The organism is Exiguobacterium sp. EF_C8 (assembly GCF_054956715.1).
Genome location: NZ_CM143264.1, coordinates 2920001 through 2939133, shown reverse-complemented (window position 1 = coordinate 2939133; position 19133 = coordinate 2920001). Strand labels below are relative to the sequence as shown.

Genomic DNA, 19133 nt, shown 5'->3' with positions numbered 1-19133 from the left:
TTGCGTATGATAAATCACATGTGAAAAAAACTTACATACAAATAGAGAGAAAAGATGGATGAAAGTGAGGAGTTTTGATGGAAAAGGAATTAATGAAGTTAGTGAATAGAGTCAGTGATTTGTTATGGACAAATGTATTGATCACACTGCTAGTCGTGTTAGGTATTTATTTTACACTCCGAATGCGGTTCGTTCAATTCCGGATGATTCCGGAGATGATTCGCTTATTGTTCCAAGGAACAGATGATGGAAAAGACGGTGTCTCTCCATTTCAAGCATTCGCAATCAGTACGGCAGCGCGTGTTGGTACTGGAAACATCGCGGGTGTAGCGGCTGCAATTGCACTAGGTGGTCCAGGAGCAGTTTTTTGGATGTGGTTGATTGCCTTAATTGGATCGGCATCAGCATTCGTTGAAAGTACACTTGCTCAGATTTATAAGGTACGTGACGGAAAAGAATGGCGTGGTGGTCCAGCCTATTACATGGAAAAAGCGCTTGGACAACGGTGGTTAGGAATCGTCTTTAGTGTTCTGATCACGATCTCATTTGGTTTTGTCTTCAACTCTGTCCAATCGAATACGATTTCCTTGTCACTGCAAAGTCAATATGGTGTGGATAAGATGTGGATTACGGTCGGATTGGTCGTCTTGACGGCACTGATCATTTTTGGTGGTGTTCGTAGTATTGCGACAGTCGCTTCGTTCATGGTTCCAATCATGGCAGGTGGTTATATCCTGATCGCCCTGTATATCATGGTGACGAATCTTGAAGTATTACCGAACGTCTTTAAATTGATTTTCCAAGAAGGATTATTCGAATTTAAGACACTAGCAGGGGGAGCAATCGGAGCGGCCGTTTTAAATGGTATTCGTCGCGGTTTGTTCTCGAACGAGGCCGGTATGGGTTCGGCACCGAACGCAGCAGCAACGGCTGAAGTCTCCCACCCGGTCAAACAAGGCTTGATTCAATCATTCGCGGTCTTCGTTGATACGTTGATGGTCTGTTCGGCGACAGCGATGATTGTTCTCGTCAGTGGTGTTCCGACAAAAGATGCGAATGGAGATGCCTTAGCCGGTATTGATTTAGCGCAAGGGGCACTTGCGTCGCAAGTTGGATCACTTGCGACAGGATTCATGGCACTTGCCATCTTCCTCTTTGCCTTTAGTTCTGTCGTTGGAAACTACTATTACGGTGAATCGAACATCACGTTCATCCGTGACAATAAACAAGTCATGATGGCATACCGTGCACTCGTCCTCGTCATGATCGTCTTCGGTTCACTTGTCGAGTCGGCTAGTCTCGTTTGGGCTTTAGCGGACATCTGTATGGGACTGATGGCAATCGTTAATCTATATGCGATTTTCCGCCTCGCAAAAATCGCGAAGCTTGCGCTCGATGATTACGTGACACAACGAAAAGCAGGAAAAGAGCCGCGTTTCTATGCGGATTCAATTCCGAACTTGCCAGGAAAACATACGCTTGAAGCATGGCATGGGTCAGAAGAAGACGAAAAAGCGATCTAAGAAAAGGGAGTCAGAGAAATCTGGCTCTTTTTTTTGTATAGAACGAATTTAAAAAGGGAATACAGAGTACAGAAGGGAGGGGGAGAATGGAAAACGTACATTTCGTTCGCGTCACAGATGCGGTCTGGGAGTCGTTCGGAAACGATCCCCACATCATCATGGACTGGATATTATTCATTCATGAGACACAACCCGACCATGAACAATTGTTTGCCCTCGAACAAACGAATGCCATCTACCATTTGATGAATCAAATCGATATCTATATTGATCAGGACACGCACTATAATCTAGGGCGAGCGATCATTGGTGAAGAGTTGATCGTCAATGAGGAAAAAGCGGCAATCGTCGGTATTCTTCCTTTACCGCTTTTGATCATTTCCGCTGAAGTGATGCGAAACTTCGATCAACGGGCACTCGCTTCGATTCATGATGAAGCTGGAATACCGGGCGAATTCGAATATGTCTGGGAGCAGTTCGCCGATCTGCGTGCCTATTTTCAAAAGGCAGAAGAAGCGGAAGATACGATTTTGATTTATTACGTATGACTAGTACCATCTATAAAAAAGAGACCTGCTTCCAAGTCGTCGACTGGAAACGGGTCTCTTGTCGTTCATCTAAATCAAGATGACTTCACATGGAAATCACTCTTTTTACAATAACTTTTAGATTAAAAATCGATTTCGTCTGGATCCGGTCCGAGGCGGACATCCGTTGCTAGACGATCAATTTTCTCAAGATCATCGGCATCGAGTTGGAAATCAAAGACGTCGAAGTTTTCTGCAATGCGTTCTGGTGTGACGGATTTTGGAAGAGCAACGATACCGTTGTCGAGGTGCCAGCGCAAGACGACTTGTGAAGGTGTCTTACCATGCTTCTCTGCGATTTCCTTGAAATCGTTGATTTCGAGGAATTTCCCTTGCATGAGTGGACTCCATGCTTCGACTTGGATGTTGTGATCTTGCAAGTATTCGTGCAGTTCGTGTTGCGGCAATTGTGGATGCAATTCGACTTGGTTGATCATTGGTGCCATCAAGCCCTCTTCTGCCAATGTATCGAGGTGATGTTCCTTGAAGTTCGAGACACCGATCGCTTTGATCTTGCCTGCTTCATAAAGTTCAACCATTGCTTTCCACGCTTCGATATAGCCTTCGACTGGCCAGTGGATCAGGTAGAGGTCAAGGTAGTCTGTTTCGAGACGTTCGAGCGATTCTGCGAATGCTTCCTTCGTCCGACCGGCACGAATATCATCGTTCCAGACTTTCGACGTTAAGAAGAGATCCTCACGTTTCACGCCGCTTTCTTTGATTCCTTTTGCGACACCGCGCTCGTTTTTATAGACAGCAGCTGTATCGATATGACGATAGCCGACACGTAGTGCTTCAGCAACAGCAGCGGGTGCTTCTGTTTCTTCGTCTACTTGCCAGACACCGAATCCGATTTGGGGAATCGTAATACCGTTTGAAAGTTTTGCGTATTGCATGTGTTACTCCTCCTCATAAAACGTAGTTTAGATTTGCTCGTTTAGTTTAGCACGAACGAACGAAACCGTCCGTTTCCATGCTCATGGAGGAATAGAATGGGTTAAAATAAAAGAGATTTCATCACATCTGACCGTATGTCAGAAAGAGGGGGAGAAAGGATGGCTCAAAAGAATAAAAAGCTATCAAAGGGAGCTTGGCTTAGTATTAGTGCCTTGTTGGTCACGCAAGCAGTTAGCCTATTTTTCAGTGCACGAAAATCAGGACGTAATCCGTGGGTATGGGGAGGCGCGGGACTCCTTCAGTTTCCACTTCCAGCAATCGCGTATTTGATTTTAGAACGACAAGCGAAGCAGAAAAAATAATGAAACAGGTCCGATCACCATGATCGGACCTGTCGTTGGTTAAGAAGAGATTTTTTCCTGTTGAGCAACTGATTTTTTCGGACGTGGGAAACCAAAGATGATGGCAATCGATCCACAGACGAAGAGCAGGAACGGATAGAACAGATACGGAATCAGTTCTGGTGAAGCTGTCTTCGTCAACTCTGCTGCGATCAGCAGTTGTGCCCCATACGGAATGATGCCTTGAATACCACAAGAGAAGATATCAAGAATACTCGCTGATTTCTTGCGGTCGATTTCATACGTATCAGCGATTTCAGCCGCGAGTGGTCCAGCGACGAGAATCGAGATCGTATTGTTCGCCGTTGCGAGGTTCGTCGCACTGACGAGTGCTGCCATACTGAATTCAGCACCGCGACGCTGTGAAATCTTGCGCGTCAACGTCTCTTTCAAGTAGGCGATTCCGCCATTGAACGTGATCAAACTGACGAGACCACCCATGAGGAGTGTCAAGATTGAAATTTCTGCCATGCCCATCATTCCTTCAGACATCGAAAGGACGAACCCACTTAAGCCAAAGCTACCGTCGATCATACCGATGATTCCAGTGAGCAATGTGCCACCGACGAGAACAAGAATGACATTGACACCAAATAGTGCAAGGACGATGACGGCGAGATACGGAATTAATTTGTAGAACTCGAATGCTTTAGCTGCTGCCGCATCGCCAGAACCAGAAACGAACGCGAGTAAGATGACCGTTAAGACGGCAGCCGGGAGAACGATCATGAAGTTCGTCCGGAATTTATCGCGCATGTTCGTTTTTTGTGTCCGAACGGCAGCGATTGTCGTATCCGAGATGAACGACAAGTTATCACCGAACATCGAACCACCAACGACTGACGCTGCTGCGATCGCAACGTTGATACCTGTTGCTTCATGAATACCGAAGGCAATCGGTGCGAGAGCGGCAATCGTTCCTGTCGAGGTACCCATTGCCATCGAGATGAATGCTGCGATAACAAATATCCCACTCATCAGGAGTGAAGGAGGTAAGAACGTCAAAGCAGCATTGACAGTTGCTTCGATTGCGCCGATCGCTTCCGCTGTTCCAGAGAACGCACCGGCTAATAAGAAAATGAAGACCATGATCATGATATCAGGATTTCCGGCACCGGTTGCGATACGTTCGACCGTTTGATTGATCGATCCTTTCGTCATGATTGCAGCAAAGATCAACGCGATCAAAGCGGCGATCAGAATCGGAAATTTGTAAAAATCGTCATAGAAGATACCGGCTCCGATGAAGAGGACCAGGAATACGACGAGCGGAAGCAGTGCCCATTTGTTAGGCGTAATCGTTTCTTTCATTGTTGATACCTCATTTCTCAAAGATACAAAAAAAGACCCCTTCGCAAGAAAGAAGGAGGTCTTTATGAAATAAAGACGCTCTTCTTATCTCTCAAGCTTTCGCTTGCTGGATTTGGCACAGTACGAATCAAATCGTCCGCTGCCGAAACATCATTGGGCCAGTCCCTCCGTTTCTCGCGATAAAAAGAAGTCATTCAATTGTTGTAAAACACGTTTCTTACCGTACCGCATTGAGTAACGCGTGTCAACTGTACTTTACTGAAGTGCCTGTTCTAACGTCTGGACGTTTTCTTCCATCAATTTGAAATACGAGCTATTTTGTTGCGATTTCGTCACCGACTCGAGGTTATGGATCGTCACGGATTTAGCTCCGATTTCTTTTTGGATGACACGCGCAACCTTTGGTGAAACCGTTTCTTCGAACGCGACGTATTTCAAATCATGCATCCGCGCTTCTTTCACTAAAGCAGCCAGTTGCTTTTGTGACGGTTCATCGGAAGGGGAAATTCCGGCGATTGGAAGCTGCGTGAAACCATATCGTTCGGCGAGGTAACCGTAAGCGGCATGTGTGACGAGAAGTTCTTTTTTTGATCCGTCAGCGACGGCTTGCTTGAACTCTTTATCGAGTGCGTCAGCTTGCTGATCGAACGCTTTCAAGTTTTTTTCGAATGTTGCTTTGTCTTTTGGTACTTCTTTTGATAAGGCGACTGTGATAGAACGTGCCATTGCTTTGGCGTTGACAGGATCAAGCCAGACGTGTGGATCGTATTTTCCATGATCGTGTTCTTCCTCTTCGTGAGCATGTTCATCAGTTGCGTGATCATCGTGCCCTGCTTCTTCGTGCGCATGCTCAGTATGTCCCTCTTCTTCATGTGCGTGAAGCGTAGCATCCGATTCCAGCAAAGTGACATCCTTACTCGTCTCGACGAACCGGACGTCCGTGCCTTTTAGACTCTCTTGGATTTTTTTTGAATAGGGTTCAAGTGTCGTACCCGTCAAAAGGAAAAGGTCACCTTTGGCAATCTCAGTGAGTTGCTTTGACGTCGGTTCATAGGAGTGCGGATCTGCTCCAGGTGGGACGATCATCTTGACGTTGACTTGATTACCACCGATTTCACGGGCAATGGCAGCTGTTGCGAACGTCGATGTATAGATTTCCATCTTTTTATCATCTGAAGTCGATGAATCGGTGTTTGATCCACAAGCTGCGAGGATACTTGCGCTCGCGAATGCGACCGTTAAAGCAGGAATGATTTTTTTCATTATATGTTACCTCCGTTATTAAAACGTAATTATTCCGATTTGGACTTTTTCACTATAGCGGAACGTTTGAGAAGCGTCAAGTACGAATACCGAGACGTTCGACTTCTTTTAAAACGGGGTAAAAGGATAAAAAAGTGAAGGAATTGGTACGTCTTTTGGAGGTGATCAAGTGAAACGTGAAACTGCATGGCTAATGGGGGGAGCTGCATTACTAACGACGGCAGCTGCGGGAGCAAGTATCTGGAATAATTACGGTGCATTACTTCGGTGGACTGAACCCGCCTTGCCAATCACAGAAAAACAACTCGCACCGCGGACACTCACTTACAAACAAGTGGGAGACCGTACCTTACAACTCGATCTCTATTATCCGCCGGGGGAAGGACCGTTTCCGGTCGCGATCTACGCGCACGGTGGCGCATTCGTTCGTGGAGAGCGCGAGGATATGTTCTGTTTTAGCCCGATCGTTGATCGCCTGCTTGAACTTGGGGTTGCTGTTTGTAGTATCGATTATCGTCTGTTTGAAGAAGGGAGTTATTTTCCGGATAATCTCGAAGATGTACGGGATGCCTTATGCTTTTTGAACAAAGAAGCAGAAGATCTTCGCATTTTAAGAGGACGGATGATGGTATGGGGAGACTCAGCCGGAGCTGCACTCATGCTGACGACGGCACTTGCCCCATCTGCTTTCGTTGGTGAGTGCGATGAACGACACATGCCATTGATTAGTGGTGTCATTGCCTTATATCCACCGACGAATTTTTTATTGTTTACTTTCATTCAGACCTGGATCGCTCACATTAAGTTTTATAAAGGTGGACGGGAAGAATGGCGCAAGCTCATGACCCACGTTTCACCTGTGACGCATCTCTCGTCAGACGCCCCACCGATCATGCTCCTACATGGCAAAAAAGATCCAATCGTTCCGTTTTCCCAAGCTCTTCACTTCGTTGAAAAAGGAGCCGATGTCGGAGCTGATGTCCGTTTGTTTTCTTTTCCGAACGGTACCCACTCACTTGCTAGTTTTGCACAGACAGAAAATCCATTGAAAATTGAACGACTGCTCGAACGAATTGAACGCTTCACTTGTCAGGTGTTGTTATTGCCACCGCGACAACTTCCCGATGAAAAACATGATACAATCAGTCATATTTCTTGAATGAAGGAGACAGAGACATGACTGAAATTTGTTTAGTGCGACATGGTCAGACGGATTGGAACTTAAATGAACGAATCCAAGGAAGAGAAGATATCCCGTTGAATGCAACAGGAAAAAGACAAGCGGAACTCAGCGCCGCTTATCTAGCCAATGAAAAGTGGGATGTCTTGCTAGCAAGCCCGTTGTCTCGCGCTGTTGAGACAGCAGAAATCATCGGACGTGCGGTCGGATTGACGATCACAGCGACCGATGACCGACTCGTCGAGCGTGAATTTGGTGCTGCTTCCGGTGAACCGGTTGCGTCGATTTATGAAGCTGTTCAAGCGAACGATACGAAACGTGTTCCGGGTCTTGAAACGGAACAAGCGATTCAGGATCGCGTATTCGAAGTATTACAGGAAGTGACACGAACGTATGAGGGGAAACGAATCTTAATCGTCTGTCACTCGCATACGATCAAAGCAGCCTTATCGTCGATTGATGAGACATTCAGTTACCGGACACCTTTGAAAAATGCATGTGCGAATTATATCCAATATACGGACCACTATACGATTGATCGAATCAATGTAGCGGATCACATCACGGACGAAGTCGAAAAACCTTAAGAAATCGGTGTTTCTGGATGTTCTGCTAGATACTGTTTAAATGTTTCTTTAGCGATACTCGTGATATGTGCACCGCGTTTTGAACGACGATCCTTGTATTCTTGGACGAGTTCCTCACCAGCGAATCCATCCTCAACGACTTCACGTAAGATCGATTCGGATAAATCATTCTTCATCATGACCATCTTACCAGTGAAGACATAGGAGACGTGTTCGCTTAAGGCAGTCCGTTCAAGAGGCGTGACGATCATCGCGGCAGGGTCATTATCGGGTCGTGAGATCGTGATTTCAATCAAAGCACGTAAATGTTTTGTGAACAATTCATCGACGATCGGCTGATCGCTCGAAGGAACGACGATTTCTGCGACCCATTGTGCCGTTTGTTCGGTACTGACCGTTAGTCCGTCTTGAATGGCGACGGGAATCGTCGTATCACGTCCTGACTCGTCCATTAAAATGCGCAATGTGCATAATTTAAAGGTTTTCATGAAAAAATGCCCTCCCTTGATCGCTTACGATTTTTCTACAGTATACCGTGAGGAATGGGGGACGGGAAACTTTTCCTGACGAAATTCGTGTGAACTATGTTTAAATAAGACTAGATATTACTAACAGGAGGATCGTTCATTATGCCGCAAGTACTCATTGGAATATTAGGAATCCTGGGTATTGTCTTACTTGCCCACCATATCATCATGTATTGGCATGCTGAACCGACAGACCGCCCGACGCTTGCATATCGCATTGCGCTCCTGATTGCCTGTTTGCTACTCATTAGTGGAAGTGATCATTTAATCAGTATTTTTTACGCGGATTCCTTAGCAGAATTCGGTCAACGCATAACGTATATCGTCTTCATCGGAGGTGCGCTTGGTTTCGCGTGGTACTTTCGTAAGAAGATGGAACAAGCGCCAACAGAAATGACACCTGTCGGAAACGAAGCAGGATTAACATGAGAAAAGCGCCGTTCATCCTGAGGGAGGAAGAACGGCGCTTGTTTGTGCGTCTTATTTTAAACCACTCGCGAGTCGTGTTTCCCGAATCATGTCGAGTTTGAGTTTCCAGAGACGGTCACTGAATGTGACGGCATAAATCTCTGGCAAACGGAGACGTTTGTACTCCTCCCAAAGACGACCAATCTGCGTTTCATGGAAGTGACGGATCTCTTCAATCGTTGGAACTGTATAGATTAGCTCTCCATCTTTGAAGATCGGTTCAAGCAAGCGTTCGACCTTGAACTGCTCCACACGGTTACGGAACGATGGGTCCCGGACGTCGATGAGATCGACGGCTTCAAGTGTCGATGGATCCTCATCCATCAACGTCACGTAATCCCCTTTAAACTTATCCGTCACCGGATCGATGATGCGATAGACTTCCTTGATGTGTGGTGTCGTCGTCTTGGCTTTTGACGAGGACACTTTGATGACAGGCGTGAGTTCGCCGTCTACTTCACGTGCGACCAGTTTATAGACCATTCCGAGAGCGGGTTGCTCGTAAGCTGTAATACCACGTGTTCCGACGAGGAACGTATTCGCTTGGGCGCCTTGGATGCGCAAATCTTGGATGACGTACTCATCGAGATCCCCTGACAAGACGATGTCGACTTCTGGGAAGCCGGCTTCGTCAAGCATGTTACGAGCACGTTTTGACAAATAAGATAAGTCACCAGAATCGATCCGGATTCCGCGCAGTTTATGTCCTTTGGCTTGGAGTTCCTTTGCGACCGTGATGGCATTCGGCAGACCACTCTTGAGTGTGTCATACGTATCGACGAGTAACGTCGATTGATCCGGATAGTGAGAAGCAAATGTCCGGAATGCTGTTAGTTCATCATCATGGAATTGAATGTCGGCATGTTCCATCGTTCCGCCACATGGGATTCCGAAATCGCGTCCTGCTGAAGCAAGACTTGTGACGTCAAAACCAGCGAGGTACGAAGCACGCGTTCCGAAGTAAGCAGCATCGATGCCTTGCGCACGTCGGGCACCGGCTTCAAGAAACTTCGCACGGGGTGCCGATTGACGAATGCGTGCGTATTTCGTCGCGATGAGTGATTCATGGTTCGCGATGTTCAAAATCGCGGTCTGTAAGAGTTTCGCTTCAAAAATTCGTGCCTCGATCCGAATCAATGGTTCGTTCGGGAAGACGATCTCACCTTCTTTGACACTGGAAATCGAACCGTTGAACTTGAATTGACGCAGTTCATCCTTGAATTCATCTGGGAAGCCGATCATCTCTTGCAAGTACGTGATGTCTTCTTCCGTGAAACGGAGTGTTTGAATGTACTCGATGATGTTCTCAAGACCCGCAAAGACGACATACCCTCCTGCAAACGGATTCGAACGGTAGTAGACATCGAAGACGGCACGTTCATTGTGACGTCCTTCTTTCCAGTAGATATACATCCACCGTGGTAAGTATAGATCGGTATGGAGTGCAAGATTACGTTGTAACATAACGGACAAATCCCTTCTTATTCGCCGACGACTTCTGCGCCGATCGATTGTTTAAAGTGTGTAAGCGCCCAGTCGTGACCCGTCGCGTTAAAGCTTGCGACCGCATCGGCATGGACGACGATATGATATCCGAGATTGTAGGCATCAACAGCTGTATGAAGGACACAGATGTCCGTACAGACGCCAACGAGGTGGACTTCGCGGATACCACGTTCACGCAAGCGTAAATCAAGGTCCGTCCCGGCGAACGCACTGTAACGCGTCTTATCAATGACGTGATCAGCGACACGTGCCATGGCTGCGACTTTCCCAAACAAATCACGTCCATGTGTTCCGCGAATATTATGCGGCGGGAAAAGGACAGTTTCCGGATGGAACGTATCACCTTCCTCATGAATATCGTTGGCAATGACGACGTAGTCCTCTGTTGAAAATTCCTCCATCAATGTAGCGATCCGGTCTTCAATCGCCTGTCCTGGTTTTCCACAAGTCAGCTTCCCTTCGTCAGCAACGAAGTCGATCGTGTAATCAATGACAATCAGAGCGCGCATGTGCGTGAGCCCCTTTCGGTTTTGAATTAGTGTTCTCTTTCACATTGTACTCTATCTCACATAGAAGGCGAAAGGAAGAAATCGGATACAAACAGGTATAGAGAAGTAATAGAATGGGGTATAAAGTATAGGACGAAAATGATAGTAGAGGAGGAGAAAGGGATGGCTAGGTTGAATGAGTATGAAGTGGAAGAGCGTCTTGAACGATTGCAGGATTGGAGTATCGTCGATGATGAAATCGTCCGAACGTATACACTTCCATCGTTTCCTGCTGCACTGGATTTCGTACAGGAAGTCGGGAGTATCGCCGAAAACTTGAATCATCATCCACGGATCGTGATTGACTATAAAAACGTCACACTTGCGGCGACGACTCATGATGAAAACGGATTGACGGAAAAAGACTTTCAACTTGCGGAGGCCTGTGATGCCATCTAAACTTTCGATCACATTCGGTAGCGGTTCGTTTGTTGAACAAATTCGTTCTCGGGACGCTCACATTCGTGTTGCTAGCGGAAGCGGTGACGCTATCCTCTGGATAGAGACGGACTCGAAATCACCTTTTCAAAGTGGCAATACCTACACGTTGCTCGAATCACGTGGAAATTTTTCGGATGAAGGCAGTCTCTTCTACTGGTCGATTCCGGCAGATCAAAATAGCGGAGATTTATTCGTACATCAAGTGATGTCGAATCCAAAAGTCATTGGAGCAGAATATGGTGGCTTCCAGGCTTTTCGAATTGGACGTGTCGAGAAGGGGACGGATCTCGTCTTATTGATTCAGTTCCATGAGACAAGCGACGGGGCTCGTTATGCAAAATCAGTTGAACGTCTCACGGTAGACCAGTATGCTGAAGAGGCAGGGAAGTCGTTCGCGCCTTCTCCCGTCATGAAACGGTATCAAATCGTACCACCAACAAATGAGTGAGATGCAGGGGGACTAACAGATGAAGAAGAACTATTTTGTCGTAGCAACACTTGGTGGCGCACTTGTCGGCGCTACTTTATCACTACTGCATAAAGATACGCGTCAAGCGCAGTTCACGGCAGTGAAACGAACATTCAGTGGCGCAGGAACACAATTGTCTGCTGTCAAACAAGATCCGAAAGGACGCTTTGAGGAATTAAAAGCACTTTATACGGATAATCAGGAGACGATCCATAACTTGATTGATGATGTGAAGGACTTGGCAGAAGTTCTACGCAAATAATCAAAAAAAGGACTTACGCATGTAGCGTAGTCCTTTTTTTGTATGCTGGTTTACAGGTAACGGAAGAATAATCCGAGTACAGCAAAGGCGATGATGACATAGAAGAAGATACGACCCAACTGCCCAGAACCGCTTACGAAGACAGGACCACCACTTGTCCGACGACCCGTTTGGAACGGACGTGTGAATGGCACGGCGCGGTTGCCGAAGACGAATCCGAAAAGGAATCCGAGGACGAAACCGTACAAGTGACCGAAGACAGCGACGTTCGATCCAAGTAACGTAAAGACTGCCGTGACTGCAGTGAAGATATACACAAGCCGTGTATCGTCTGCCATGATGACCGTTCGTTTGAAACGACTCAAGTAGACATAAAAACCAAGCAGACCAAGAATGGCACCGGATGCTCCGGCTTGTCCATAGAACGGTTCATTGATTTTCGTGAAGTACGTCAAGACGTTCGCAAGCGTACCGACGAGCAAGTAAAAAGTAGCGAATCGAGTATGCCCGATCATCCGCTCGAGAGGCGGTGCGAAAATGACGAGAGCAAACGTATTGAACGCAATATGCCAAAAATCATAATGCAAGAACGTTGCCGTGACGACGCGCCACCATTCACCTTGCCCGATTAAGAGATTAATTGCTGCGCCTGCACTTAAGGGAGAGAACGTCAGATTAAGGAGTCCACCTAACTGTTCGATGACAAACAGGGCGACTTGGATTAAAATGAACAACGAAACGACCGGATAAGAACGTGTGAACGTTTGTAGATTTTCCGTTCGACTAAACATGACAACACCTCGCTTCATCTTCATTCTATATGAAGATGGCGAAGAATAGAACTGTGGAGGCGTCTCGGATGATTTATGGAATTGGGATCGATTTAGTCGAACTAAATCGAATCGAGCAAACGCTCGAGCGACAGCCACGTTTTGCAGGAAGAATTTTGACGCAGGCAGAACAGGAACGATTTCAATCGCTTTCAGGACACCGGCAAATTGAGTACCTGGCAGGTCGCTTCGCCGCAAAGGAAGCGTTCGTTAAAGCATTTGGAACCGGTGTCGGAAAAGAGGTTTCCTGGCAGGACGTCGAAGTTTTAAACGATGAGACCGGACGACCGATCATGAGCGGACCATTCGATGGCGTCATCCATGTCTCGATTACACATTCAGAGCACTACGCGTCTGCGCAAGTCTTATTAGAGAAGAGGGATTAGGATGTATCGACCAACTTGGATTGAAATCGATCGGGAAGCGATCGCACACAATATACGCGAAATTAAAACACGAATGGGCGAGCAACAGGTGATGGCAGTCGTCAAGGCAGACGGCTATGGTCACGGTGCAGTGACAGTCGCTGAGATTGCCCTTGAAAATGGAGCTGACTTACTCGCTGTTGCGCTCCTTGAAGAAGCGATTGAGTTGCGAGAAGCGGGTATCCGAGCGCCAATTTTGATGCTTGAAGCTTTACTGCCGGAGCATGCGCCAGTCGCTTCGAATTACGATGTCGCCGTTCCTGTCTTTTCAGCCGATTGGCTCCAAGAAGCGAAACGGCATCTGACGGAAATCGATCATCTCCGTTTGCATATCAAGGTCGATACCGGGATGGGGCGACTCGGACTGCAGCATGTCGATGAGTTGAAGCATATTTTGGTTGAGTGTAATGATGATCTTGTCGAACTCGAAGGCATCTATACGCATTTCGCAACCGCTGACGAGCTGAACAGTCGATTGTTCGAACGTCAGCTCGAGACATTTTTATCCTATGTCGCGCTAGTACCGGACATTCGTTACGTACATTGTGCTAATTCAGCGGCAGCGATTCGCTTAGCGGGACAAGCGCCGTTTAACGTCGTTCGGGTCGGTATCGCGTTATATGGGGCGATGCCGTCGGATGAGATGGCAGGACATTATGAATTTTTAAAACCAGCGTTTTCACTGAAGAGTCGTCTGATGCAGGTCAAACAAGTCGAACCGGGTCAGACGATCAGTTACGGAGCGACTTATACGGCACCGACAGATGAATGGATCGGTACCGTTCCGATTGGTTATGCAGATGGCTGGTCACGCAAGTTTCAGGGCTATTCACTGATTGTAGACGGTCTACCGTGCGAAATCGTCGGTCGTGTCTGTATGGATCGCTTGATGATTCGTTTACCGCGAGAATATCCGATTGGAACGGAAGTCATCTTGATTGGAGAAGGGGCACCAATCGAGGAAGCGGCCCATTGGCTCGGGACGATCAACTATGAAGTTCTCTGTCAATTCTCAAAACGTGTTCCGCGTCAGTGATTCGAATAAGACATCAATAAGATGGCAAAAATATGTTATTTGTTTGAATTTTGATTGTATTTTCTGAATTCGACTGATATATTGAAGTAGAAAGTGAGTCGTTCGTTAAGGTTTCAGTGAATCTGGAGGTGCCATTATCTTGGTCCAACAACGGGAAATGCAGTTTGTTGAGCGAAATGTAGCGAAGGAGACGATTGGGATGAAGTCGAATCATACGACCGAAGAACGCAAGCGTCAGCTACGTGAGGAATTGAAGCGTGGTTACGAAGAAATGGCAGCAATCAATTTATCGATCGTAGGCGAAATGTTCCAGATTGAAACGGAGGCGGAGTTCTCACTCCTACGTCAAGTAAGCGGGGTGTAAGCTTTGATAGTCAAACGTGGCGACGTGTTTTATGCAAATTTGTCACCTGTGGTCGGATCGGAACAAGGGGGAGTTCGTCCCGTGCTTGTTCTACAAAATGATATTGGTAACCGATTCAGCCCGACAGTCATCGTGGCTGCGATCACGGCACAGATCGACAAAGCCAAACTACCGACCCATGTGGAAGTATATCGAGAGCGACACGGATTAGAACGTGATTCGGTCATCTTACTTGAGCAAATCCGTACAATTGATAAACGCCGTCTAACGGATAAAGTCACACATCTAGATCCGGACACGATGATGAAAGTAAATAGTGCCGTCGCAATCAGCTTAGGCTTGGTTGATTTTTAGGCACTTACATAGAAGCGCAACACAAGAAGAGTCGATACTAGCGTATACGACTTTTTTTGACCTCTTTTTTTAAAAATGGGTTTCAAAGTTTTCTTTACGGGGAAACATACCCAAGTGACCTTTTTATAAAGGGAAGAGGTAGGATGAATAGCAAGACCACATAGACAGATTTTCCTTGAGGAGGAACTTGAAGATGGATTTAACAATTAAAACAGAGCAGCTAGACGGTCAGACGCATCTTTATATCGCAGGTGAGATTGATACGTATACGGCACCAAAGCTTCGCCAAGAATTAGTCCCGGCAGTCGAAACGAATGATGTCATCGTGCACTTGGATGAAGTTCATTATATGGATTCAACCGGTCTCGGTGTGTTCGTCGGTGCCCTCAAAGCAGCGAAAAAGAACGGAACATCGTTCACGCTCGTTGGCGTCTCTGAACGTATCCGTCGTCTATTCGAGATCACAGGTCTTTCAAGCATCATTACAATTGATAGTGGTGTACGAGGTGGAACGCAATGAAGAACGAACAACTGAACATGACATTACCGGCCAAACCGGAATATGTAGCCATCGCTCGTTTGACGGTTTCAGGCGTCGCGAACCGAATGGGGTATACGTACGATGACATCGAAGATATCAAAATCGCTGTCTCAGAAGCATGTGCGAACGCTGTTCAACATGCGTACGAAGGAAAAGAAGATGGTAGCATCGCCTTGACATGCAACGTCTATCCAGATGATCGTCTTGAGATCATCGTTAAAGATAACGGCATTACGTTCGATAAAGATGAGGTTAAACGCCAAAGTGAGCCGATTACGGACGCACACGATCTCGATTCCTTGCATGAAGGAGGACTTGGTATCTTGATGATCGAAGCATTGATGGATCAAGTAACGATCGAGAAAGCGAACGGCGTCACTGTCCATATGACAAAATATATGAATAGAGATGAGGTGGGTCAAAGTGCCAGCAAAGTCTCAACAACGCCATCACAGTGATGATGAAGTACTTCGACTGATTGATTTGTATCAGCAGGACGACCAAGATGAGGAAGTGCATGCGGCATTACTCGAGCGTTATTCAGACTTGGTAGAAGCTTTGGCCCGAAAGTTTTCGCGTGGTCGACCGATTCATGACGATCTCGTTCAGGTCGGTATGATTGGGTTACTCGCGGCGCTTCGTCGATTCGATAAGGAGTTTGGTCGCAGTTTTGAATCGTTTGCTGTTCCGACGATCATCGGAGAAATCAAACGTTTCATCCGCGATAAGACATGGAGCGTCCACGTTCCACGTCGCATTAAGGAACTCGGTCCGAAAATTAAGAAGGCAGTCGAGGAATTGACGACGGAGCTACAACGCTCTCCGCGCATCGATGAGATTGCTGCTCGCCTTGAAGTATCAGAAGAGGAAGTCCTTGAAACACTCGAGATGGGTAAGAGTTATCAAGCTCTCTCCGTCGATAGCTCGATTGAGGCAGATCAGGAAGGTAGTACCGTTACCTTGCTCGACCTCGTTGGTAATCAAGAGAATGGCTATGACTCTGTCGATCAGCGTCTGATTCTTGAAAAGGCATTTGCTGTCTTAACGGACCGCGAGCGTTCTATCCTCGAATGTGCCTATTATCGCAATATGAGTCAAAAAGAAACGGGAGAACTACTCGGCATTTCACAAATGCATGTGTCCCGTCTCCAACGACGTGCTTTGCAGAAGTTACGTGAAGCGATTAAAGTTGAACCAAATGAAGTATTCTCAAAAGACTGACCTCGTGTCAGTCTTTTTTCTTTTCCATGCATTCTTCGGTATAATGAATGAGAGGTGAAGCAGATGGAAAAGAGAATCGCAAGTGAATTGAATGTACGTCCTGCTCAAGTGAAGGCAGTCTTACAATTGACGGAAGAAGGCGGTACGATTCCGTTCATCGCCCGCTACCGGAAAGAACAGACTGGAGAACTCGATGAGGTCGCGATTAAAGCGATCCTCGATCGACATAAACAATTAACACAACTTGAAAGTAGACGAAGTGACGTCCTTGAAAAAATCGAGGAACAAGGTGTACTAACGTCGGAACTCCGTCGAACGCTTGAAGAAGCGACGACCTTACAACAAGTGGAAGATATTTACTTACCGTTTCGACCAAAACGTCGGACGAAGGCGGAAATTGCACGGGAAGCAGGGCTTGCGCCACTTGCTGACTGGTTACGCGACAAGTCTGCCTATGATGAGGCAACATTTCAGCGTTTGAGCGGTACACTCGATTCGGAAGAAGCACTTGCCGGAGCTCAATCAATCATCGCTGAGGAGTGGGGCGAACAAGCGACGGTGCGTGAGTTCATACGCAAGCAAATACGTCGTTCAGCAGAAATCGTTACGAAACAGAAAAAGGACGCAGTCGATGAAAAAGGTGTCTTTGCACAGTACTATGCTTACAACGAACGGATTCAACAGATTGTTCCGCACCGGATTCTTGCGATCAACCGTGCTGAGTCGTTGAAAATCGTCTCGGTGAAGGTCGTATTAGAGGAACAGCAGGTTTTACCAACGTTACTTCGTTCATATGCACAACTGGCGCCAAAGAAACGTGACATCGTCGAAGCGGCAATCACAACGGGGTATAAAAAATCCGTTTTTCCTGCTATCGAACGAGAAATTCGGAACGAACTGACTGAGAAAGCAGAACTTCAGGCGATTGACGTCTTCGGTAAGAACCTCCGTCAACTCTACATGCAGCCACCGATGAAAGGGAGAGTCATGCTTGGTCTTGATCCGGCTTATCGGACGGGGTGTAAGTGGGCGGTCATTGATCCGACGGGTGAGATGAAGGAAGTCGGTGTCATCTACGTGACGATGTCAGAGCAAAAAGCGAAAGAAGCGCGCCAAACCCTTTCAAAGCTCGTCGACACGTATGGTATTGAATTGATTGCGATTGGCAATGGGACGGCTTCGCGGGAAACAGAAGCATTCGTTGCGGATTGGATGAAGGGGCAGAAAGATATTGCCTTTACGATCGTCGACGAGGCAGGGGCAAGTATTTATTCCGCTTCAGAGATTGCCCGAACGGAGTTTCCGGAGCTTCAAGTCGAACAACGATCCGCAATTTCGATCGCACGTCGCTTGCAGGATCCACTGGCAGAACTCGTCAAAGTCGATCCGCAATCTGTTGGTGTCGGTCAATATCAACATGATGTCTCGCAAACGAAATTGAAGGAGACGCTTGATTTTGTCGTCGAAACGGTCGTCAACCAGGTCGGAGTTGATGTCAATACAGCGTCAGAACCGCTTTTGAGTTACGTCGCAGGAATCACGAAAGCGACGGCGAAAAAAATCGTCGAACGTCGCTCGGAACTTGGAACGTTCAAGACGCGTCAGGAATTATTGAAAGTCCCTCGTCTTGGGGCAAAAGCTTATGAACAGGCAGCTGGATTCCTCCGGATCTTAGATGGAACGCATCCGCTCGACCGGACGCCAATCCATCCGGAGCAGTACAAAACAGTCGAAAGGTTATTCAAGACACTAGGTTTAACGCTCGATCAAGTCGGAACGGATGCACTCCGGGAACAATTGTCCACATTGGCATTACCGGAGATGGCCCAGACGCTCGAGATCGGAGAGCCAACGTTACGTGACATCATCGAGGCGTTACAACGTCCGGGACGTGACCCGCGAGAAGCACTCGATAAACCGTTACTTCGTCAAGATGTTCTATCGATGGATATGATTCAAGTCGGGATGGAATTCCAAGGGACGATCCGTAATGTTCTTGATTTTGGTGCGTTCGTTGATATCGGGGTGAAAGAGAATGGATTGATCCATATTTCGAAGCTCAGTCGTAAGCGTGTCAAACATCCACTTGATGTTGTCGCTGTCGGGGATATCGTGACGGTATGGGTGACGAATGTTGAACCGGAGCGAGGACGCATTGGTTTGACGCTGGTTCCGCCGAAATGACGAATGAACAATTACAACGATACGTCGAGCAACTTTCGCTCGACGTATTTTCCTTATCGTTTCGACATGAAGCTTATTTTAACCCACGCCTAAAGACGACAGGTGGTCGCTACTTCATAGGCGATCATCACTTAGACTTCAATAAACGATACATCGATGACATGAAAGTCTTCCGCGGAATTGTGATTCATGAACTGTGTCACTATCA

At 47.0% G+C, this 19133-nt stretch carries 25 protein-coding genes and 1 riboswitch (1 of these 26 cut by a window edge); of the genes, 18 read left to right on the top strand and 7 right to left on the bottom strand.

The window, feature by feature from the left end; genetic code table 11:
- Positions 1-77 precede the first annotated feature (77 nt).
- Together ACY2IG_RS15555 and ACY2IG_RS15550 are read left to right on the top strand one after the other, a co-directional pair.
- Positions 78-1523, top strand: coding sequence for an alanine/glycine:cation symporter family protein (locus ACY2IG_RS15555; RefSeq protein ID WP_462618172.1), 1446 nt, complete (start codon positions 78-80; stop codon positions 1521-1523).
- Positions 1524-1609: 86 nt separating this feature from the next.
- Positions 1610-2071, top strand: coding sequence for a YfbM family protein (locus ACY2IG_RS15550; RefSeq protein WP_214856632.1), 462 nt, complete (start codon positions 1610-1612; stop codon positions 2069-2071).
- A gap of 122 nt (positions 2072-2193) precedes the next feature.
- Here the strand turns inward: ACY2IG_RS15550 and ACY2IG_RS15545 are convergent, their stop codons facing one another.
- Positions 2194-3006 carry an aldo/keto reductase gene (locus tag ACY2IG_RS15545; RefSeq protein WP_050678472.1) on the bottom strand — a complete coding sequence of 271 codons (813 nt, stop codon included), beginning with the start codon at positions 3004-3006 and terminating at the stop codon, positions 2194-2196.
- 159 nt (positions 3007-3165) lie between these two features.
- Here ACY2IG_RS15545 and ACY2IG_RS15540 point away from each other — a divergent pair, with 159 nt between their 5' ends.
- A complete protein-coding gene (locus ACY2IG_RS15540) occupies positions 3166-3369 on the top strand; it encodes a hypothetical protein (protein ID WP_035412176.1) in 204 nt (67 codons plus the stop codon).
- Positions 3370-3408: 39 nt separating this feature from the next.
- Here ACY2IG_RS15540 and ACY2IG_RS15535 read toward each other — a convergent pair whose 3' ends face one another.
- Both ACY2IG_RS15535 and ACY2IG_RS15530 read right to left on the bottom strand, forming a co-directional pair.
- Positions 3409-4719 carry a Na+/H+ antiporter NhaC family protein gene (locus ACY2IG_RS15535; RefSeq protein ID WP_290753404.1) on the bottom strand — a complete coding sequence of 437 codons (1311 nt, stop codon included), beginning with the start codon at positions 4717-4719 and terminating at the stop codon, positions 3409-3411.
- Between the two features lie 81 nt (positions 4720-4800).
- Positions 4801-4905, bottom strand: a riboswitch (SAM riboswitch).
- A 69-nt stretch (positions 4906-4974) separates the two neighbouring features.
- Positions 4975-5982 (bottom strand): metal ABC transporter solute-binding protein, Zn/Mn family, encoded by a 1008-nt coding sequence (locus tag ACY2IG_RS15530; RefSeq protein ID WP_308102270.1) that lies wholly within the window; start codon positions 5980-5982, stop codon positions 4975-4977.
- A 169-nt stretch (positions 5983-6151) separates the two neighbouring features.
- Here ACY2IG_RS15530 and ACY2IG_RS15525 point away from each other — a divergent pair, with 169 nt between their 5' ends.
- Both ACY2IG_RS15525 and ACY2IG_RS15520 read left to right on the top strand, forming a co-directional pair.
- Positions 6152-7141, top strand: coding sequence for an alpha/beta hydrolase (locus ACY2IG_RS15525; RefSeq protein WP_462618171.1), 990 nt, complete (start codon positions 6152-6154; stop codon positions 7139-7141).
- 17 nt (positions 7142-7158) lie between these two features.
- Positions 7159-7749 carry a histidine phosphatase family protein gene (locus tag ACY2IG_RS15520; protein ID WP_308102268.1) on the top strand — a complete coding sequence of 197 codons (591 nt, stop codon included), beginning with the start codon at positions 7159-7161 and terminating at the stop codon, positions 7747-7749.
- Here the strand turns inward: ACY2IG_RS15520 and ACY2IG_RS15515 are convergent.
- Complete coding sequence (locus ACY2IG_RS15515) at positions 7746-8237, bottom strand: YwpF family protein (RefSeq protein ID WP_035412187.1); 492 nt, start codon at positions 8235-8237, stop codon at positions 7746-7748. The genes ACY2IG_RS15520 and ACY2IG_RS15515 overlap by 4 nt on opposite strands.
- A gap of 141 nt (positions 8238-8378) precedes the next feature.
- On the opposite strand from ACY2IG_RS15515, the gene ACY2IG_RS15510 reads away from it, so the two are divergent.
- Positions 8379-8705, top strand: a complete 327-nt coding sequence (locus tag ACY2IG_RS15510; RefSeq protein ID WP_029342848.1) for a hypothetical protein — start codon at positions 8379-8381, stop codon at positions 8703-8705.
- A 51-nt stretch (positions 8706-8756) separates the two neighbouring features.
- Here ACY2IG_RS15510 and ACY2IG_RS15505 read toward each other — a convergent pair whose 3' ends face one another.
- On the bottom strand, positions 8757-10208 hold the full coding sequence (locus ACY2IG_RS15505) for a nicotinate phosphoribosyltransferase (protein WP_035412190.1): 1452 nt from the start codon (positions 10206-10208) through the stop codon (positions 8757-8759).
- Positions 10209-10225: 17 nt separating this feature from the next.
- Positions 10226-10759 carry a cysteine hydrolase family protein gene (locus ACY2IG_RS15500; RefSeq protein ID WP_056059910.1) on the bottom strand — a complete coding sequence of 178 codons (534 nt, stop codon included), beginning with the start codon at positions 10757-10759 and terminating at the stop codon, positions 10226-10228.
- 162 nt (positions 10760-10921) lie between these two features.
- Between ACY2IG_RS15500 and ACY2IG_RS15495 the strand changes: the two genes are divergently transcribed.
- Genes ACY2IG_RS15495 through ACY2IG_RS15485 form a run of 3 tightly spaced genes read left to right on the top strand, consistent with a single transcriptional unit; the run spans position 10922 to position 11970 of the window.
- Positions 10922-11197, top strand: coding sequence for a 4a-hydroxytetrahydrobiopterin dehydratase (locus tag ACY2IG_RS15495; protein WP_035412195.1), 276 nt, complete (start codon positions 10922-10924; stop codon positions 11195-11197).
- On the top strand, positions 11187-11687 hold the full coding sequence (locus ACY2IG_RS15490) for a hypothetical protein (protein WP_035412198.1): 501 nt from the start codon (positions 11187-11189) through the stop codon (positions 11685-11687). Before ACY2IG_RS15495 ends, ACY2IG_RS15490 begins: the two co-directional genes overlap by 11 nt.
- 19 nt (positions 11688-11706) lie before the next feature.
- Positions 11707-11970 (top strand): hypothetical protein, encoded by a 264-nt coding sequence (locus ACY2IG_RS15485; RefSeq protein ID WP_035412200.1) that lies wholly within the window; start codon positions 11707-11709, stop codon positions 11968-11970.
- Positions 11971-12020: 50 nt separating this feature from the next.
- Here the strand turns inward: ACY2IG_RS15485 and ACY2IG_RS15480 are convergent, their stop codons facing one another.
- A complete protein-coding gene (locus tag ACY2IG_RS15480; protein WP_035412202.1) occupies positions 12021-12761 on the bottom strand; it encodes a rhomboid family intramembrane serine protease in 741 nt (246 codons plus the stop codon).
- Between the two features lie 68 nt (positions 12762-12829).
- On the opposite strand from ACY2IG_RS15480, the gene acpS reads away from it, so the two are divergent.
- The 9 genes from acpS to ACY2IG_RS15435 all read left to right on the top strand — a co-directional run.
- Positions 12830-13186: a holo-ACP synthase gene (gene acpS, locus ACY2IG_RS15475; protein ID WP_035412205.1), complete on the top strand. Its 357-nt coding sequence runs from the start codon at positions 12830-12832 to the stop codon at positions 13184-13186.
- 1 nt (position 13187) lies between these two features.
- Positions 13188-14261, top strand: coding sequence for an alanine racemase (gene alr / locus ACY2IG_RS15470; RefSeq protein WP_035412208.1), 1074 nt, complete (start codon positions 13188-13190; stop codon positions 14259-14261).
- 139 nt (positions 14262-14400) lie between these two features.
- Entirely contained in the window at positions 14401-14625 is a 225-nt protein-coding gene (locus tag ACY2IG_RS15465) for a hypothetical protein (protein WP_023469624.1), read from the top strand.
- Positions 14626-14628: 3 nt separating this feature from the next.
- Positions 14629-14979, top strand: coding sequence for a type II toxin-antitoxin system PemK/MazF family toxin (locus ACY2IG_RS15460; protein WP_023469623.1), 351 nt, complete (start codon positions 14629-14631; stop codon positions 14977-14979).
- 193 nt (positions 14980-15172) lie between these two features.
- Positions 15173-15499, top strand: a complete 327-nt coding sequence (locus ACY2IG_RS15455) for an STAS domain-containing protein (protein ID WP_029342841.1) — start codon at positions 15173-15175, stop codon at positions 15497-15499.
- The gene (rsbW, locus tag ACY2IG_RS15450) at positions 15496-15978 is read left to right on the top strand and encodes an anti-sigma B factor RsbW (protein WP_035412210.1); all 483 of its coding nucleotides are present in this window, start codon (positions 15496-15498) and stop codon (positions 15976-15978) included. Before ACY2IG_RS15455 ends, rsbW begins: the two co-directional genes overlap by 4 nt.
- Entirely contained in the window at positions 15944-16741 is a 798-nt protein-coding gene (gene sigB, locus ACY2IG_RS15445; RefSeq protein WP_023469620.1) for an RNA polymerase sigma factor SigB, read from the top strand. The genes rsbW and sigB overlap by 35 nt, the downstream gene beginning before the upstream one ends.
- A gap of 63 nt (positions 16742-16804) precedes the next feature.
- A complete protein-coding gene (locus ACY2IG_RS15440) occupies positions 16805-18925 on the top strand; it encodes a Tex family protein (protein ID WP_462618170.1) in 2121 nt (706 codons plus the stop codon).
- Positions 18922-19133 carry the 5' portion of a SprT family protein gene (locus ACY2IG_RS15435; protein ID WP_462618169.1) on the top strand. Its footprint extends 229 nt past the window's final position, so the window shows 212 of its 441 coding nt (coding positions 1-212); its start codon is at positions 18922-18924; its stop codon lies off the right edge, out of view. Before ACY2IG_RS15440 ends, ACY2IG_RS15435 begins: the two co-directional genes overlap by 4 nt.

Bases quoted from the DNA above. Each gene is read 5' to 3' on its own strand.
- ACY2IG_RS15485 (WP_035412200.1), top strand. From the start codon at position 11,707: ATGAAGAAGAACTATTTTGTCGTAGCAACACTTGGTGGCGCACTTGTC.
- ACY2IG_RS15505 (WP_035412190.1), bottom strand. From the start codon at position 10,208: ATGTTACAACGTAATCTTGCACTCCATACCGATCTATACTTACCACGG.
- ACY2IG_RS15510 (WP_029342848.1), top strand. From the start codon at position 8,379: ATGCCGCAAGTACTCATTGGAATATTAGGAATCCTGGGTATTGTCTTA.
- ACY2IG_RS15520 (WP_308102268.1), top strand. From the start codon at position 7,159: ATGACTGAAATTTGTTTAGTGCGACATGGTCAGACGGATTGGAACTTA.
- rsbW (WP_035412210.1), top strand. From the start codon at position 15,496: ATGAAGAACGAACAACTGAACATGACATTACCGGCCAAACCGGAATAT.
- ACY2IG_RS15480 (WP_035412202.1), bottom strand. From the start codon at position 12,761: ATGTTTAGTCGAACGGAAAATCTACAAACGTTCACACGTTCTTATCCG.
- ACY2IG_RS15545 (WP_050678472.1), bottom strand. From the start codon at position 3,006: ATGCAATACGCAAAACTTTCAAACGGTATTACGATTCCCCAAATCGGA.
- ACY2IG_RS15535 (WP_290753404.1), bottom strand. From the start codon at position 4,719: ATGAAAGAAACGATTACGCCTAACAAATGGGCACTGCTTCCGCTCGTC.
- ACY2IG_RS15440 (WP_462618170.1), top strand. From the start codon at position 16,805: ATGGAAAAGAGAATCGCAAGTGAATTGAATGTACGTCCTGCTCAAGTG.
- ACY2IG_RS15555 (WP_462618172.1), top strand. From the start codon at position 78: ATGGAAAAGGAATTAATGAAGTTAGTGAATAGAGTCAGTGATTTGTTA.
- ACY2IG_RS15530 (WP_308102270.1), bottom strand. From the start codon at position 5,982: ATGAAAAAAATCATTCCTGCTTTAACGGTCGCATTCGCGAGCGCAAGT.
- alr (WP_035412208.1), top strand. From the start codon at position 13,188: ATGTATCGACCAACTTGGATTGAAATCGATCGGGAAGCGATCGCACAC.
- ACY2IG_RS15455 (WP_029342841.1), top strand. From the start codon at position 15,173: ATGGATTTAACAATTAAAACAGAGCAGCTAGACGGTCAGACGCATCTT.
- ACY2IG_RS15495 (WP_035412195.1), top strand. From the start codon at position 10,922: ATGGCTAGGTTGAATGAGTATGAAGTGGAAGAGCGTCTTGAACGATTG.
- ACY2IG_RS15515 (WP_035412187.1), bottom strand. From the start codon at position 8,237: ATGAAAACCTTTAAATTATGCACATTGCGCATTTTAATGGACGAGTCA.
- ACY2IG_RS15490 (WP_035412198.1), top strand. From the start codon at position 11,187: ATGCCATCTAAACTTTCGATCACATTCGGTAGCGGTTCGTTTGTTGAA.
- acpS (WP_035412205.1), top strand. From the start codon at position 12,830: ATGATTTATGGAATTGGGATCGATTTAGTCGAACTAAATCGAATCGAG.
- ACY2IG_RS15500 (WP_056059910.1), bottom strand. From the start codon at position 10,759: ATGCGCGCTCTGATTGTCATTGATTACACGATCGACTTCGTTGCTGAC.
- ACY2IG_RS15540 (WP_035412176.1), top strand. From the start codon at position 3,166: ATGGCTCAAAAGAATAAAAAGCTATCAAAGGGAGCTTGGCTTAGTATT.
- ACY2IG_RS15550 (WP_214856632.1), top strand. From the start codon at position 1,610: ATGGAAAACGTACATTTCGTTCGCGTCACAGATGCGGTCTGGGAGTCG.